General features: G+C 46.7%; 18 protein-coding genes. 8 read left to right on the top strand and 10 right to left on the bottom strand.

What is annotated here, in order from left to right:
• Positions 1–38 precede the first annotated feature (38 nt).
• Genes K941_RS14655 through K941_RS0103835 form a run of 4 tightly spaced genes read right to left on the bottom strand, consistent with a single transcriptional unit; the run spans position 39 to position 2,172 of the window.
• Positions 39–1,097: an NAD(P)H-hydrate dehydratase gene (locus tag K941_RS14655; RefSeq protein ID WP_084137664.1), complete on the bottom strand. Its 1,059-nt coding sequence runs from the start codon at positions 1,095–1,097 to the stop codon at positions 39–41.
• Complete coding sequence (locus K941_RS16740) at positions 1,079–1,483, bottom strand: NAD(P)H-hydrate epimerase (protein WP_084137663.1); 405 nt, start codon at positions 1,481–1,483, stop codon at positions 1,079–1,081. The genes K941_RS14655 and K941_RS16740 overlap by 19 nt, the downstream gene beginning before the upstream one ends.
• Positions 1,484–1,492: 9 nt before the next feature.
• Positions 1,493–1,897 (bottom strand): hypothetical protein, encoded by a 405-nt coding sequence (locus K941_RS0103840; RefSeq protein WP_029102568.1) that lies wholly within the window; start codon positions 1,895–1,897, stop codon positions 1,493–1,495.
• A complete protein-coding gene (locus K941_RS0103835; protein WP_029102567.1) occupies positions 1,897–2,172 on the bottom strand; it encodes an FAD assembly factor SdhE in 276 nt (91 codons plus the stop codon). Before K941_RS0103835 ends, K941_RS0103840 begins: the two co-directional genes overlap by 1 nt.
• A gap of 106 nt (positions 2,173–2,278) precedes the next feature.
• Between K941_RS0103835 and K941_RS0103830 the strand changes: the two genes are divergently transcribed.
• Positions 2,279–3,091 (top strand): Cof-type HAD-IIB family hydrolase, encoded by an 813-nt coding sequence (locus K941_RS0103830; RefSeq protein ID WP_029102566.1) that lies wholly within the window; start codon positions 2,279–2,281, stop codon positions 3,089–3,091.
• Positions 3,092–3,265: 174 nt separating this feature from the next.
• On the opposite strand, the gene K941_RS0103825 is transcribed toward K941_RS0103830, so the two are convergent.
• The 4 genes from K941_RS0103825 to K941_RS0103805 form a co-directional block, all read right to left on the bottom strand.
• Positions 3,266–3,601, bottom strand: a complete 336-nt coding sequence (locus K941_RS0103825; RefSeq protein ID WP_029102565.1) for a hypothetical protein — start codon at positions 3,599–3,601, stop codon at positions 3,266–3,268.
• 6 nt (positions 3,602–3,607) lie between these two features.
• On the bottom strand, positions 3,608–4,120 hold the full coding sequence (locus tag K941_RS0103820; RefSeq protein ID WP_029102564.1) for a TPM domain-containing protein: 513 nt from the start codon (positions 4,118–4,120) through the stop codon (positions 3,608–3,610).
• Between the two features lie 225 nt (positions 4,121–4,345).
• On the bottom strand, positions 4,346–5,428 hold the full coding sequence (locus tag K941_RS0103810) for a TPM domain-containing protein (RefSeq protein WP_029102563.1): 1,083 nt from the start codon (positions 5,426–5,428) through the stop codon (positions 4,346–4,348).
• Between the two features lie 86 nt (positions 5,429–5,514).
• Entirely contained in the window at positions 5,515–6,165 is a 651-nt protein-coding gene (locus K941_RS0103805) for a LemA family protein (RefSeq protein ID WP_036387414.1), read from the bottom strand.
• A 571-nt stretch (positions 6,166–6,736) separates the two neighbouring features.
• Between K941_RS0103805 and K941_RS0103795 the strand changes: the two genes are divergently transcribed.
• From K941_RS0103795 to K941_RS0103770, 5 genes are all read left to right on the top strand, one after another.
• Complete coding sequence (locus tag K941_RS0103795; protein WP_029102561.1) at positions 6,737–8,257, top strand: alanine/glycine:cation symporter family protein; 1,521 nt, start codon at positions 6,737–6,739, stop codon at positions 8,255–8,257.
• Positions 8,258–8,662: 405 nt separating this feature from the next.
• Positions 8,663–10,063, top strand: a complete 1,401-nt coding sequence (locus K941_RS0103785) for an MATE family efflux transporter (protein WP_029102560.1) — start codon at positions 8,663–8,665, stop codon at positions 10,061–10,063.
• Between the two features lie 169 nt (positions 10,064–10,232).
• Positions 10,233–11,462, top strand: a complete 1,230-nt coding sequence (gene metX, locus K941_RS14650; protein WP_051225863.1) for a homoserine O-succinyltransferase MetX — start codon at positions 10,233–10,235, stop codon at positions 11,460–11,462.
• A 13-nt stretch (positions 11,463–11,475) separates the two neighbouring features.
• The gene (metW, locus tag K941_RS0103775) at positions 11,476–12,093 is read left to right on the top strand and encodes a methionine biosynthesis protein MetW (protein ID WP_036387412.1); all 618 of its coding nucleotides are present in this window, start codon (positions 11,476–11,478) and stop codon (positions 12,091–12,093) included.
• Between the two features lie 307 nt (positions 12,094–12,400).
• Positions 12,401–12,979 (top strand): tetratricopeptide repeat protein, encoded by a 579-nt coding sequence (locus K941_RS0103770; RefSeq protein WP_029102558.1) that lies wholly within the window; start codon positions 12,401–12,403, stop codon positions 12,977–12,979.
• A gap of 138 nt (positions 12,980–13,117) precedes the next feature.
• Here the strand turns inward: K941_RS0103770 and K941_RS0103760 are convergent, their stop codons facing one another.
• Complete coding sequence (locus K941_RS0103760) at positions 13,118–13,768, bottom strand: DOMON domain-containing protein (protein WP_029102556.1); 651 nt, start codon at positions 13,766–13,768, stop codon at positions 13,118–13,120.
• 22 nt (positions 13,769–13,790) lie between these two features.
• A complete protein-coding gene (locus K941_RS0103755) occupies positions 13,791–14,120 on the bottom strand; it encodes a YhbY family RNA-binding protein (RefSeq protein ID WP_029102555.1) in 330 nt (109 codons plus the stop codon).
• Positions 14,121–14,236: 116 nt separating this feature from the next.
• Here K941_RS0103755 and K941_RS0103750 point away from each other — a divergent pair, with 116 nt between their 5' ends.
• Positions 14,237–14,869, top strand: a complete 633-nt coding sequence (locus tag K941_RS0103750; protein WP_029102554.1) for an RlmE family RNA methyltransferase — start codon at positions 14,237–14,239, stop codon at positions 14,867–14,869.
• Between the two features lie 157 nt (positions 14,870–15,026).
• Positions 15,027–16,913 (top strand): ATP-dependent zinc metalloprotease FtsH, encoded by a 1,887-nt coding sequence (ftsH, locus tag K941_RS0103740; protein ID WP_029102553.1) that lies wholly within the window; start codon positions 15,027–15,029, stop codon positions 16,911–16,913.
• The last annotated feature ends 59 nt before the right edge of the window (positions 16,914–16,972 follow it).

Below are 16,972 nucleotides of genomic sequence, written 5' to 3'. Positions count from 1 at the left end.
AACCTTGACTTTTTTATCTATTTTTCCCTGTCTGATTTTCAAGCCATCTCGCCTGCCACGCCTGCCATGTCGCACGCATGAATGCCAAACATCGCCCCGTCAGCAAGCCTATCGCCCAAAATAGCGTGCCACGCCACCACGTCATGCACACTCATATCCGTCCCAACAAGCATACCCGCCAGTACATCCCCCATGCCTGCGGTTGCCATAAAGGCATTACCAAATGGGCAAACTTGCACCCTTATACCATCAAAGCTTAAAGTATTTGCCCCTTTGATGACCCATTGCCCACCATACCACTCATGCAAACGGTACAGCGTACCCAGCTTGTCATTATCCACATCCGCCACACTCACACCCAGCAGACGTGCCGACTCTGCCGAATGGGGCGTACAGATGACATGATCGGGCAGTTTGCATGGATTTTTTGCCAAAAAGTACAACGCATCAGCGTCCAGCACCACCCTATCAAAGGCGTGATGAGCTACCCCATCCATGACTTTATCAAAAATCATCTCTGCCCACGCATCACGCCCAAGCCCCATGCCAAACGCCACACGGTCAAACCCCACCAAGCCCTCTGCACTCATCTCACCAATGTCCGCCACCATGACATTGGGCGAGCGTGTCAGCATGGCATTGTGGTGCGTGGTATGGCAAACCGCCGTAACTCGCCCTGCCCCCATACTCATCGCCATTTGGCTTGCCATGATGACCGCCCCACCCATACACCGATGACCGCCCACGACCGCCACCGTGTCAAAGTCGCCTTTGTGGGCGGTACTTTGGCGTGTGGGTATTTTGGGTTTATCCGACAAATACGCCACCGCCGACAGCTCATCATCAGGCGGTATCAAGGGCAGATTGATGACTTTTCCAACAAAATCCTTTGCCACCCCGACAAACAGCCCCATTTTTAGCCCCATCACGCACAAGGTCATGTCTACGTCCGCACACACAGGCATGGGAATACCCCTATCAGGGTGCAGACCGCTTGGCATGTCAAGGGCGATTTTAGTGCCTGTTTGAGCATTAAAGGCGTGAATGATGTCTTGATATGCTTTGTCAAACTCTCTGTCTAGCCCATTGCCAAACAACGCGCCAGATGTATCACTTTTTCAAATTTGCGAATGACACCGCCCACATCATCACACATTGGCATGCCTGTACATGGCGACCTAGCACGGACAGCGTCCGCACTTTTTGGTGGGTTTGGGGCGATGATTTGTACGTTAAAATGCTTATTATCCAGTCTCTCTGCCAGATATTTTGCCGTCAGATAGCCATCCCCACCATTGTTGCCTACGCCACACCATGCGATGATGTCAGCTTGGGCGATGTTGTTTTTATGGATAAAATCAATGATATGTAAACATAACGCAAGACTTGCCTGTTTCATCAGACCAAACGAGCTGTTACCATCTTTAAACCAGCGATTCTCCCAGTCTTTGACGGCTTTGGCGGTATAAATGGGCGTGGTCATCGGCTCTTCCTATATTTTTAGTGATGCCAATCGGCGAAAATCCTGCTCTGACACCATGCGATGATGAATGGTTACTCGGTGCGTTATCTCAAACGGCACAACAACACGAAACGTCATCGTCACCCTTCGCCCCATCACCACCACATCCGACAGATACGCCTGCCATACCTGCCTATCCACCCCATCATACATGCCCAGATACCACACATCATCAGGGGCATGGGCGGACAGCTCATGTATCGGGATGGCACGCATTTTATCCATCCACAGGCACACTGCCCATACCACGCCCACCATGGCAGACTGCCACCACGGCATACCCGTCACCGTCATCAGTAACAGCGTGATGATAAGCACACCAGCCTTGATGGGTAGGTCATGAGCGACTTGAGCGACAGCAGTATCAATAAACATCAGAGTGACTGGGTGTGTCTAAGTGCTTTTATCTTATCAATGAGTGAGCCTATCTCGGCATCATCAGGACTTGCCTGCCCCAAAAAAAACAGCAATAAATCAGGGTCTTCGTGTTCTAGTAGTCGCTCAAAGGCAAGCTGTTCTTGTTCACTGGCGGTCAGATAATGATTTTTGACATAGGGGTCAATATAAAAATCAAGCTCCTTTAAGCCACGGCGAGCTTGATAGATGATACGGCGTTGGTGCAGGGTTGGTTCTAAATCTGATGTGGTCATGAGTTGCCTTTTGGTGTTTTTTAGGTTGAAATCATCACAAATCAGTAAGATTTGCAAATGTAGTTATTTTTGCATAAAATAGGTAAATTTTCAATGAAAAACACACATGAATACCACGCCTACCACCACCCCCATCGCCCCTAAAATCGTCTTTTTTGACATCGATGACACGCTCTACATCAAATACGAAAATCACATTCTAGACAGCACCAAAACCGCCCTGCACGCCCTAAAAGAGCGTGGCATCATGGTCGCCATCGCCACAGGGCGTGGTCTGTGTGTGTTTCCACCTTGTATTAATGAGCTTATCGACGAGATTGGCATTGACAGTTTTGTGACGATTAACGGACAGTACAACGAGTATCAGGGTAAATGCCTGACCCATTTTCCCTTGACACACGCTCAGCTGACCCACACCACCGCCTACCTACAAAGCGAGCGTATCACCCATGGCTACATGACCCGTGATGAGATTGTCACGGTCAGCTCCGACGAATACATGGTACAAGCCTTAACATCACTACACACCCCCTATCGTGTGGCAGAGTCGTTTGACATGAGTACACCCGTCTATCAAATGCTGGCATTTTATGAAAATAACCACACCGCCCAGCTCTCATCTGCCCTAAGAGACGATCTAAAAACCGTACGCTGGCACATCTTTGGCGTGGACATCCTAGACGTCCACGGCTCAAAGGCTCGGGGCATTCGTTCGGTGTTGGACGCACTGGGTCTGTCCATGGCGGACGCTGTCGCCTTTGGTGATGGGCTAAATGACATCGAAATGCTCTCATCGGTCGGCTTTGGCGTGGCGATGGGCAATGCTCACGATGACCTAAAAGCCGTGGCGGACTATGTCTGCCCACGCCATGATGACGATGGGATATTTAAAGGACTTGTGGCTTTGGGATTGATTTAGGGTATACAGCCAACAAAATTGAATTTTACTACGAAAACCGTAGCATTCTTTCATTTTGTGGCGTGTACTTCAATATCAATGGCGGACTTTTCCTTGAAAGATATGCGATTTTTCTCATTTTTATTACAAACATCAAAGGTGGGCACGCCCTAAAAATTTCTAGAGCAAATTAAGTTAATTCACCACCACACTCGCCCCGATTTTATCGGCAATGGTTTTTAATTTACCCACGTTATCCGTGGTAAAAATCGGCAAACCACCCATGACATAATCCGCCTTTGGCTTATCCATAATCACAATCGCCTTTTGAATACCGTCAAGGCTTACGATGATACGAGACTGCGAACCGTGTTTTATCATTAGGTCATGGTTAGGTAGTAGCCGACTAAGTTCTTTTTTAAAATCATCAATACTGGCAGGCTTTTTGGCAAAATAGGGTTTGATTAGGGCAATGACAAACAGTCCGATAAAGAGCGTGATAAGTCCAATAAAAAGCTGTGTTGCGTTCATTTTTACCTACCTTAGATACACCACATTATCAGGCAATTCATTACCACTTGTGTCATCGCAAGGGAAATATTGATTCAAAAGTCGCCCAATCTCATCAATAAGCCACCCCAAGCCGTCCGCCATGTCGCCTTTTTTAAAATAATCTAGCGTATTTTGGCAAAGATTTTGCCAGTCATCGCAGGCATACGTATCAATGCCACGGTCGGCAATGATTTCAAGGTCATGCTCACACAGATTGACATAAATCAGCACGCCTGTATTGTGAGCGGTGTCCCACACGCCATATTCGCCAAAAAGCTGTAAGGCACGCCCACGGCAGTCGTTGTCATAGGCAATACCGACTGACAGATGATTTTCAATGATAAGGCGTATCTCGCCCCGATGACCTTTTTCGGCTTGGGCGATACGCTCGGCAAGGGCGATTTTGAATTCGGCAGTTAGCCAGCGATTGTGCAAAAATGGCACAAAAACAATCTGGCGAAACAGGCGTGCTAGGCTTTTTTGGGGAATGTGTCTCATATTTTATCCTTGTTTAGGGTGTGCTGAACATTGATAACATTTATCAACATTTGATGAAAATTTTATGATTTTAAATCATTTTTGCATGAAAAATGGCTAAATCTTGTTTTTCATAATAAAAGCTCGTTTGATAGAATGACTATCAAACTTCACTTTTTCCTTGAAAAACGTGCGATTTTTCTCATTTTTCATTGCAAATACCAACATTCAACACGCCCTCATCATTTACCAAGAGCCACCTGCTCCGCCACCGCCAAATCCGCCACCGCCACCGCCAAATCCGCCAGAGCCAAACCCACCGCCCCCAAAGCCCCCGCCAGAGCCACCAAATCCGCCACCGCCAACATAAGTACCACCGCCACGCCGTCCGCCATTTGAAAACACGCCAAGAATAAGCAATATCCAAAGCAAAATGCCTGCTCCAATGGCGGTCAGTAGCCCCACGCCAAACAAAGTCGCCAGTAGCACAAAACCGCCTGTGGACACGCTCGCTCCCAAAAACCGCCCCAAAGCACCGCTTAACACCGTACCAAAAAACATGGCAAAAATAAAAAACGGCACCACGCTAATCTCTTCATCGGCACTTACCTGCCGTGCGTCCGCTCGGGCAAGGGTCTCGGGGTCGGCTCGTAGCCGCTCGTCAATGCGTGCAATCCCTGCTGATATACCTTGGGCGTATGCCCCTGTTTTAAAACTGGGCGTGATGTCTTCACGGATAATGCGGTTCAAACTGGCATCGGGCAACACCCCTTCCACGCCATAGCCTGTAACGATGTGCAACTTGCGGTCGTTAATCGCCACCGCCATTAAAATGCCTTCATCGGTGTCTTTTTGCCCAAGTTGCCAACGGTTCGCCACATTAATGGCATAATCAAAAATATCCATGCCGTCCGTGGTTGGCACAATCACCACCGCCATTTGAGCCAGACCGTCATCATAAATCCGTCTTAGCTGAGTCTCCAAATGAGCCTTTTCGCTGGCAGTCAAGATGTGGGCTTCATCAACAACGGGGTTATTTAAAATCAGCTTATCATGAGAGGCGGCAGGGGCGGTGGATTGGCGTGGTTCGGATTGGGTCTGGTTCTGTTGATTTTGGGCTTGATTTTTGGCCTTATTTAATTCATTTAAAACAATCAAATTTTCCACCGCTTGCCCTTCGCTTTGGGCGGTAGCGGTTGCTATGGCGGTATTTTCAGAATTGGGAGCGGTTGCCGTGTTGTTGGCAAAAGCAGGTACGCCGACCCCGAGCACCACACTCATGCCAAGCGTGGCAAATAATGAACGATAACGGGTTATGATTGGGGTCATGGGTTGCCTTTTTATGATAATTTTAATGAATTTTTAACAATAGGGAATAAGGGCGAATATCACTTGCCCCTGCAAAACACGCAAGGTTATTGAGCCGTGGCGGTTGCCGAGCCCGAACTGGCGTTGCCTGTATTGGCATTATTGCTATTATTACCAAAATTCACGGTCGGTGCGGTGCTAATGGCTTGCTCATTTTCTACGCTAAAATTGGCTTTGGTCTGCATACCAAACACTTTAGCGGTTAGGTTGGTTGGGAACTGGCGAACCGTTGTGTTATAGCCTTGCACGCTTTGGATATAGTTATTACGAGCGACCGTAATGCGGTTTTCGGTGCCTTCTAGCTGGGCTTGCAAGTCTTGGAACATACCGTCTGCTTTAAGCTGTGGGTAGTTTTCGGTTACCATCATAAGCCTAGATAGGGCGGACGTCATGCCTGCCTGAGCGTCCGTATAGGCTTTCATGGCGTTAGGGTCGTTTAGGGTCTCAGGGGTCAGCTGAATGCTACCAACACGAGAGCGGGCTTGGGCGACTTCGGTCAAGACTTCTTTTTCGTGTTCGGCATAACGCTCCACCACCGCCACAAGGTTTGGTACAAGGTCGGCACGGCGTTGGTATTGGTTCACCACTTCCGACCATTTGGCGTTGGTGTCTTCGTCTAGGGCTTGTAAGTTGTTATAGCCACAACCTGATAAGGTCAAAATGCTGGCAAGCAAGGCTGATGTGATGAGTCTTTTCATAAATTGCCTTTTGAATATAAAATAAAAGTCATGCTTATAATAAAGATTTGTCCGTCAAATGCAAGTAAAAAAATGTAGCTTGTCTTTGAATAATTGGCATTTACAAGATAAATAATTGGAATTGACAAGGTTTTTGCCATTGTCTTATATTAAATTTATCTTAAAAATATAAATAAAAAAACTTAATAAAACCAAAAAATTGTAAAAAACATTAAAAAATTGTAGATTTTTTTAAAAAAGTATGGCAAATTGTGAAAACTTAAATTTTTATTTGGCTCTGGTTCAAAAAGTATGCTACAAAGAAAACCGTTCGTGGCGAGCTTGGGAAGCCTAACGGTTTTCCGACCCGCAGGCAGGCTTAGGGCGAACGGAAAACCTAGTTTGGCATACTTTTTGGACTACTGCCTTTTATTTAACGTATCTTAGCTTAAAATACTCATTGATTGATGGCTTTAGATTTTTAGATATGGACAAATTGCTTGCGGTTTGTTTTGCCAAATCAATCGGCTAAGCTGAGCGTTAATTTTACTTTTTATTTGTCATGATTGCAAACGCATAGGGAGCGATGACTATGAATGAGATTGTTAATTGGCTAAACGGGATTATTTGGAGTCCTGCCTTGATTTATATGTGTCTTGGGGCAGGGCTATTTTATTCCATCATGACCCGTTTTGTGCAGTTACGTCTGTTTGGTGAGATGGTACGCCTTGTATTTAGTAAAACCAAAAGCGATGACGGGATTTCGTCCTTTCAGGCATTTGTGGTGGCACTTGCCAACCGTGTGGGCGTGGGTAACATTGCAGGGGTGGCGGCTGCCATCGGCTTTGGCGGCCCTTCGGCGGTGTTTTGGATGTGGGTGGTGGCATTTTTGGGAGCGTCCACCGCTTACGCTGAGAGTACATTATCGCAAATCTACAAGGAGCGAGACCCTATCACAGGTCAATACCGTGGTGGCCCTGCCTATTATTTTGAAAAAGGCTTGGGACAAAAATGGTACGCTATTCTCTTTGCGGTGGCGATGATTATCTCGTGTGGCGTATTCCTACCAGGGGTGCAGGCTAACGGCGTTGCCAGTGCGGTAACTCGCATCACAGGCGAAGGCAACTTGGTCAATTTCTTGGGGCTAGAAGTCGGCACGCTACGCATCGCTGTCATGGCGGTTGTTGTGGTTGCGGTGGGCGTGATTATCCTAGGCGGTATCAAGCGTATTGCAAGCTTTGCTGAGATTGTTGTGCCATTTATGGCGGTCAGCTACATCGTGCTTGCTCTACTTATCATGGTCATGAATCTTGACAAAATCCCTGCGATCTTTGGGCTTATCATGGGCGACATCTTCAACCCAATGGCAGGCTTTGGAGCGGCGATTGGCTGGGGTGTTAAGCGTGGCGTGTACTCAAACGAAGCAGGTCAAGGTACAGGTCCACACCACTCGGGGGCTGCCGAAGTTGACCACCCATCTCAGCAAGGTCTTGTGCAGGCGTTTTCTGTTTATGTGGACACACTTGTGGTATGTACGGCAACTGCCTTTATGATTTTGACAATGGGCACCTACAACGTTCAAAATGAAAAAACCAAAGAATTTATCTTGCTAAATGTGGACAAATCGGTAGAAATCGGCACGCCTGCCTTTACTCAAATGGCACTCGAGACGACTTTTGGGGCGTTTGGTAATTACTTTATTGCTGTTGCCATCTTTTTCTTTGCCTTTACCACGATTTTGGCGTACTATCACATTGCTGAGATTAACGTGGTGTATCTGTCAAGATTTTTGGGCAAACAAGCCCAAAAAACAGGGCTAATGATTGCCAAAATCATCATTCTTATCATGGTAGGTTATGGGGCGTTGAACAGTGCTGGGGCTATCTGGGCGTGGGGCGATGTGGGCGTGGGTATGACCGCATGGCTCAACATCATCGGTATCTTGATTATGTTCTTTATGGGATCTCGGGTTACCATGCGAATGCTTGCCGACTATGAAGCACAGCGTAAGGCGGGTAGCAAGATTGTCTTTGACCCTACCAAATTTGGCATCAAAAACGCCACATTTTGGGAAGAGCGTCTGCGTCAAAATGACAAGCAAAACGGTCAATAATCACACAACAACACAAAAAAAGGGGCGAGATAATGCCCTTTTTTATTGCCATTATGTAGGGCGTGCCTGCCTTTTGTATTTGCAATAAAAAATACCTGTTTAAAAAAGTAGGAAGTCGCACGTTTTTCAAGGAAAACATTATATTCCCCATAAACACTCTAAATTTTAAGTTGTATTATAAAAGGCAGGCACGCCCTAATCATAATTGCGGTTAAAACACATTAAAATCACTGCATATAACGATTTTACAGAATTTTTCAATTTTAAAATCTTGGAAAATATCAGGGCGTGTAAGTATACATTTTTTATTTCTCAGTACGTCTATTTAATGCCAACACATCACCATTAAAAGGCAAAACCACAACGCAACGTTTTATGGTAAAATACGCTTTTTGAAAAATTACCATGCTCCTCAACCTAAACCGCCACAGCTTTGCTGATTATAAAAAAGAGTTCATCGCTCTCGCCACACTCGCCCTGCCCATGTTCTTATCCCAAATCGCCCAAGTTGGGACGGGTTTTGTGGATACGGTCATGGCAGGCAGTGTCAGCAAAGAAGACTTGTCTGCGGTCGGACTGGGAAACAGTTTGTTTATTACCATTTACATCACCTTACTTGGGGTGATGACCGCCCTAAATCCCTTGATTGCCCAGCAGTATGGTGCGGTCAATAAAGGCGATGCTAAGGCAGGCGACATTGGCGAGCTGGGACGGCAAGGGCTGTGGTATGGACTACTCATGGGCGTGATTGGCATGGTGCTGATTTGGACGGCGATACTGCCCTTTGAACATTATTTTGGTCATCTAAGCACCAACACTCTTGCCGTTACCAAAGAGTATCTGTGGTTCATCGGGCTTGCCATGCCTGCCGCCATGATACATCGCACCTTGCACGCTTATGCGTCCAGTCTTAACAAACCCAAAGTTATCATGATTGTCAGTTGGCTGTGCTTTTTTGCCAACATTCCCCTAAACTACGTCTTTGTCTATGGCAAATTTGGCATGCCTGCCCTAGGCGGTGCAGGTTGCGGACTGGCAACCGCCATCGTCTTTTGGCTCAACGCCATCGTGCTTGGCATATACATCGCCAAAGACAGATATTTTCATGAATTTGGCTTAATGGACAAATTTAGCCTGCCTGACATCAAGCTCTTTGGCGACATCACCAAACTTGGCATACCCATCGGACTGTCATTTTTTATTGAAGTGAGCCTATTTAGCTGTATCATGTTTTTGGTCGCAAGGCTGGACGGCAACACCGAAAACTACGTTGCCGCCCAACAAATCGCCATCAACATCACCTCACTCATCTTTATGATACCCCAAAGCCTAGGGGTTGCCAGCACCATACGGGTCGGCATGGCGATGGGTCGGCGTGAACCTGAGTCTGCCCGTTATAGCAGTGGCGTGGCGTTATCAGGTGCGGTCGCCATCTCATTTTTGACCGCTGCCTTTTTGGTCATCGGGCGAGAACAGCTGGCAACACTCTACACCAAGGACACGGCAGTCATTACCATCGCCTCCGCCATCATTTTCTATGCCGCCGCCTTTCAGCTGGTCGATGCGGTGCAATGCGTGGCAAGCTATGCCTTGCGTGGCTATAAAGTAACCACCGTGCCGATGATAATCCACATCATTGCATTTTGGGGTTGTGGGCTACTGCCTGGTATTGTGTTAGCGTTTTATATGGGCATGGGCATTTATGGTTTTTGGACGGCACTGGTCATCTCACTGGCAGTGGCGGCGGTGTTTTTGGGTTGGTATTTGGAGCGGTATAGCAAACGCATGGTGAGCATGATACATTGACAAATTTTTAAAAATCAGGCGTAAGGCATGCTCAGTATTGGTATTTGCAATTCAAGAATGGTTGATTAAAAAAAGCAGGCACGCCCTAAGTAAATGACTTACTTTTATGCCTTGCCAATCCTAGCATTTGCCCTTAAAATATAGCTTTAAAAACAACAAGAGCGACAACGTGGACAACCCCCCCTACTTTGCCCCCCATTTAGACCCGACATCTGTTGGTATCGTAACACCCCAAACCTTGCATTTTGATGAGCCATTGACCTTAGAATGCGAGCGGGTGTTACCGTCATTTGACTTAGTCATCGAGACTTATGGCGAGCTAAATGCCGACAAAACCAACGCCATTTTAATCTGCCACGCCCTATCAGGCTCACACCACGCCGCAGGCTATCACAGTGAGGGCGACACCAAGGCTGGCTGGTGGGATAATCTGATTGGCAACGGCAAGGCGATAGACACGAGCCGATTTTTTGTGGTGTGCCTAAACAACATCGGCTCATGCCACGGTTCCACAGGTCCCACCACCATCAATCCTGCCACAGGCGAGATTTGGGGGGCGGATTTTCCACTCATCACGATAAAAGACTGGGTAAAAACCCAAGTCATGCTATCAGACCGCCTAGGCATTGCCAAATGGCACGCCATTGTCGGTGGGAGTATGGGCGGTATGCAGGCGTTGCAATGGTCGGTGGACTACCCCGACCGCTTAGAACGTGCCGTCATCATCGCAAGCACGCCCAAGCTCTCCGCCCAAAACATCGCCTTTAACGAAGTCGCTCGCCAGTCTATCCTATCCGACCCCGATTTTCATGACGGCTGGTATCTCAAACACGGCACTTATCCCAGACGTGGGCTGATTTTAGCTCGCATGGTGGGGCATATCACCTACATCACCGAAGAGGCGATGAAAGCCAAGTTCGGACGGGACTTAAAATCAGGCAAATTCATGTACGGCTATGATGTGGAATTTCAAGTAGAAAGCTATTTGCGTTATCAAGGTGAGCGATTTAGCAAAAATTTTGATGCCAATACCTACCTACTCATGACCAAAGCACTGGATTATTTTGACCCGACACGGGATTATACGAAAGATGAGCTGGGCGAAAAAGAAGCTCTCAAACAAACGCTTGCCCGCACCAAGTGCCAATTTCTCATCGTCTCGTTTACCACCGATTGGCGGTTCACGCCTGAGCGGTCGGTTGAGATTGTGGACGCTTTAATGGCGAACGACAAGCGAGTGAGCTTTGTTAATGTGGGCGCACCGCACGGGCATGATTCGTTTTTGTTTGACATTCCCCGTTATACGACTGCCGTTCGGGGCTTTTTGAACGCCCCTGTCATCAAACGACAAACAGGCGACATCACGCCCCAAGAGATTTCACAATTGGCAAGACAATAAAATAAGGAAACTCATGAACAACATCGACCACCGACTTGCCGAAAAATGGATAAAACCCAACTCAAAAGTCCTAGATTTGGGCTGTGGGGACGGCACGCTACTGGCTCACCTGCAAGAACGTCTGGGCGTGTTTGGCTATGGCATTGAGATTGACCCCGACAAAATCAACGAAGGCATTACCAAAGGGCTAAACATCGTAGAGCAAGACCTAAATGACGGCTTGGCTCGCTTTGCCGACAACAGTTTTGATACCGTGGTGATGGCTCGTGCCTTACAAGCGGTCAAAAACCCTGAAACCTTGCTAAACGATATGCTCCGTGTTGCCAAGTTTGGCATTGTAACTTTTCCAAACTTCGCCTATTGGCAAAACCGCATTTATCTTGGTATTAAGGGCATCATGCCGATGAGTGAAACCCTGCCCCACCAATGGTACAACACACCCAACATTCATCTTTGCACCTTTAAGGATTTTGAACGGCTGTGCCACGACAACAACATTCGCATTTTGGATACGGTCGCCCTATGGGACAATCCCAATCCCAAAATCCCTGCCTTTGTCCGTGATAAAGCCGTCAAAAAAGCCCCCAACCTGTTGGCGGATGTGGCGGTGTTTCGGATTGCCAAAGGTTAATTAGGGCATGCCTACCATGGATAACATTTTTATAAAATAAGATGAAAATTTGACAATCTTAATCAATTTTTGCATGAAAAATGGCTAAATCTTGTTTTTCATTGCAAGTACCAAAGGCAGGCACGCCCTACATTTTAAACCAGCAAACACCAGCAAACACCATCAAATAAATGATAAATGATGTTACAAAATTTGACATGTTTCACCAATGAAAAAATTGAGTTTATCACTCATTAATGGTATGATAAAGAATTAATTTGACGTTTGTCATACATCTTAAATATAATCTCAACCACAGGTCGTCATCATGAAACGTTTAAAACTTAGCATTCTATCCACCCTACTTTTGGCAGGTGTTGCCAACGCTGAACTTATCTCAAATGTACCGCTCGATGTCTCTCGTTTTGAGATTATGGACATCTCAGCACTTGCCAGTCAAGCAAGCAGTGGCAACCATCATGCCCAATTTTTCCTAGCCAAACGCCTACAAAAAGGCGAAGGCGTTGCCAAAGACCCTGCCAAAGCCGTGCATTGGTACACCCAAGCTGCCGAAAAAGACATTGCCCCTGCTCAGCTAAACCTAGGACTCATGTATCTGCGTGGCGAAGGTGTCAAAGCCAGCATGAGTGAAGGTCGCAAATGGCTAGAACGCGCCGCTCATCTGGGCGACAACCGTGCCAGCTATGCACTTGCAATGATTGATGAAAAACAGCAACGCTATGTGGATGCCTACAAATGGTATGACCTATCTAGCCGTGACGGCATGCTTGATAACGGCATTCGTGATAAAGCCCAAGCCAAAATTGGTCAGCTTGCCCTAAACCTATCATCAAGCGACATCGAAAAAGCCAAAACCAGTGCCAATGATTGGTTTACCATCAAATAATCATTTACCCACTCACCAAAAAGCCCATGACATCATGCATGGGCTTTTTAAATGCGATTTTGATTTAAACAAAAATCCAGTTGGGTTTTGGGCTATCGCCCTAAGTTTTAATCAAAAGACACTCACCATTTTATACATTTACCATTTTTGCCAAAACGCCTTATCATGAAAATTAGGCACAGGGGCAGAACTGACAGCAAAGTAATGCAAATGACCTTTGATGTTTAGTATCGCACATGGGTTGATGAGTGTCTGCTCGGGCAACAAATCCGCCACGGCTGACACATCAAGACTGACATGACGCTCGTACACCAGCACGTTATCATTATCATCGGCACGCCATGACAGAGTTACTTTATCGGTCTGTATGGGCGTGGCGGGCGTACGATAATCGCTAAAATGATACAGGGCATAACGTCCATCAGGGGCGATGTTCATCTCAATATAACCGCCATCTGCCAGACCGATAAAGCATTCTAGGCAGGTCTCCTGCCACAGCCCATCGGCACGCTTGATGTTATCACCATGATAATTGGCAAAATGCAGTCCGTCCACCCTTTCAACCATAAAACTCATGTTAATCACATGCTTACCCCCGTGCGTGTCTTCACTGATATAGGCATGAACTTTGGGGGCAGGCTTGTTTTTTTGGGCATTTTGCAGGTCTTGCAATACAAACAACCGCTCTCTTTGCATGACCGAATTATCATCATAATAAAACTCGGTAAAGTGAGACAGCGACAGCAAGCTAAACAGTTTATCAATGGGATTTGCGGTAAAAAAATTCATGACATTCCCTTTTGTTGAATTCCTAAAACCCAAACCTTGCCAAATTAGACAGTTTGTCGTTAGGTTCATCATTTTTACGAAATAACAAAACCATACGCCCGATATGGTGTACCACTTGACTGTCTGTGGCATCCGCTAGGGCGGATGCACATTCTTTGCGTTCATCTGCACTGCCTGCTGGGATTTTTACTTTGATGAGTTCGTGGTCACTTAGGGCACGGGCGGTCTCTTCGATGAGCGTGGGCGTCAAGCCATTACCACCCACCATGATGATGGGATTTAGGCGATGACCGATGCCCCGTAGTTCTTTTAGGGTGTCGTTAGATAAGTTTTTAAAATTGGGTTTTGCCATAAAATGTCTCAAAACAGGTTTTTAAATAAATTAATGTTCATTATAACAAAAATATACCAAATTTTCTCATAAAAATGTTAAACTAAGCAGTTATTTTAATTCATCAACACCGACCAATGGCAACTCGCATTACCAACAAAAAATTCTCCAAATCATCCAAAGCGTGGATGAAAGAGCATATTGACGACTATTACGTTCAACAAGCCCAAAAAGACGGCTATCGTGCCAGAGCAGCTTATAAGTTATTGGAGATTAACGAAAAAACTTCTCTTATCAAAAAAGGCATGACCGTAGTGGACTTAGGTTCTGCCCCTGGTAGTTGGTCGCAGGTGGCAGGACAGCTTGTGGGCGATGACGGGATTTTGATCGCATCTGATATTTTGCCCATGGATACTTTGGAGAATGTTACCTTTATTCAAGGCGATTTTAGAGAAGAAGAAGTCTTTAATAAAATCATGGATGAAGTGGGCGGACGACGTGTGGACGTGGTGTTATCCGATATGGCTCCCAACACGTCTGGCATGTCAGCAGTGGACATGCCACGCATGATGTATCTGTGTGAGTTGGCGGTGGATTTTGCCCTAAAAGTGTTGCCCGAAGGCGGTGCGTTAATCATGAAAGTATTCCAAGGCGAAGGTTCGCCCGAGCTTCGTGCTGACATGCAAAAAAAGTTTAGTAAAATCAAAAGTATAAAACCCAAGGCAAGCCGTCCCCGCTCCAAAGAGATGTTTTGGATGGCGATAAAATAATCATCCAAATTTAGGGCTTGATTTATTGATAATAAGCCTTATTAAAAGCAATGTCTCTTTGTGTGAATAATTGCACGATTTGTCCCATTTTTCAATTTTTAAATTTTCAATCAAAGTTGTATCAAACGCCAAAAACAGGAAACCCTTTGTGAACGACATGGCAAAAAACATTCTATTATGGCTCGTGATTATCACCGTGGTAGTCATGGTATTTAGTAATCTCGACCGTGGTTCAGGCAAGGCTGATGACATGAAGTACTCAGCCTTTGTCACGGCAGTCGCCGAAGGTCAAATCCAAAAAGTTGAGATTGATGGCGAAGAGATTACGGGCACAAAGGTTAATGGCTCAGAGTTTGAGACCATCCGCCCTGCCCTAGACGATACCGAGTTAATGCCATTACTTCGCAAGCATAACGTAGAAGTAGAAGGGGCAGCACCACAGCGTCAAGGCGTGGGTACTCAGCTACTCATTGCAGCCTTTCCGATTTTGCTCATCATCGGTCTGTTTTGGTTGTTCATGCGTGGCATGAGTGGCGGTGCTGGCGGGGGCGGCATGGGTGGTCGTAACCCCATGAGCTTTGGCAAATCAAAAGCCAAAATGCTCTCCGAAGATGACATCAAAGTTACCTTTGCCGATGTGGCAGGGTGCGAAGAGTCCAAGCAAGAAGTGGTTGAGATTGTCGACTTTTTAAGAGATCCAGAGAAGTTTACCAAACTTGGGGCGACCATTCCTCGTGGCGTGCTTATGGTGGGTCCTCCTGGGACAGGCAAAACACTGCTTGCCAAAGCCATTGCAGGCGAAGCCAAAGTGCCGTTTTTTAGCATCTCGGGTTCGGATTTTGTAGAGATGTTTGTTGGGGTGGGTGCAAGCCGTGTCCGTGATATGTTTGACCAAGCCAAAAAGAACGCCCCGTGTATCATCTTTATTGATGAGATTGATGCGGTGGGTCGTCATCGTGGCTCGGGCATGGGGGGTGGTCATGATGAGCGTGAACAAACGCTAAACCAACTTTTGGTAGAAATGGACGGCTTTGAAGGCAATGACGGCGTGATTGTCATTGCAGCGACCAACCGTGTGGATGTACTGGATAAAGCCCTACTTCGTCCTGGTCGTTTTGACCGTCAAGTGTCGGTTGGCTTGCCAGACATCAAAGGTCGTGAACAAATCCTAAATGTACACCTGAAAAAACTGCCCCAAACCATTGGTGTGGACGTCAATGCCCTAGCTCGTGGTACCCCAGGGTTTAGTGGAGCACAGCTTGCCAACCTTGTCAATGAAGCCGCCCTATTTGCCGCCCGTCGCAACAAGATGAGCGTGGACATGAACGACTTTGAAGATGCCAAAGACAAACTCTACATGGGACCTGAGCGTAAATCCATGGTGCTGCGTGAAGAAGAACGCCGTGCTACTGCCTATCACGAAGCAGGTCATGCCCTAGTCGCCCAACTACTTCCCTTTACCGACCCTGTACACAAAGTAACCATCATGCCCCGTGGCTGGGCACTCGGGGTAACGTGGCAGTTGCCCGAGCAAGATGCGGTGAGCAGTTATAGTGATAAGATGCTAAATGACATCTCTATCTTGTTTGGTGGGCGGATTGCTGAGGAGATTTTTATCAATCGCAAATCCACAGGAGCGTCCAACGACTTTGAACGTGCCACCAAACTTGCCCGTGCCATGGTTACCAAATATGGCATGAGCGACAAACTTGGCGTGATGGTCTATGAGGACGAAGAGCAAGGCGGATATTTTGGTGGGGCGAGCCGTACTATCAGTGAAGCCACCCAACAAAAAGTGGACGAAGAAGTCCGCCGTATCCTAGAAGAGCAGTACGATGTGGCATATAAGCTCATTGATGACAATCACGACAAGATGCACGCCATGGTGGACGCACTCATGAAGTGGGAAACCATTGACCGTGAGCAGTTCTTGCAAATCATGAATGGCGAGACGCCACGAGAGCCAAAAGAATATCAGCATGAAGTGCCAACGGTCAATATCGTTAAAAATGACGAATTGCCACCGCCTTTGCCGAGTGCTTGATTTACAGACCGTCTTAAACACTAAGGCGGTTTTTTGTGCATTAATGTGTACCAAAAACA

The sequence above is a fragment of the Moraxella caprae DSM 19149 genome, from assembly GCF_000426885.1.
In the GTDB taxonomy this organism is placed as follows: Bacteria; Pseudomonadota; Gammaproteobacteria; order Pseudomonadales; family Moraxellaceae; genus Moraxella; species Moraxella caprae.
This window is presented reverse-complemented; position numbering and strand designations above follow the sequence as displayed.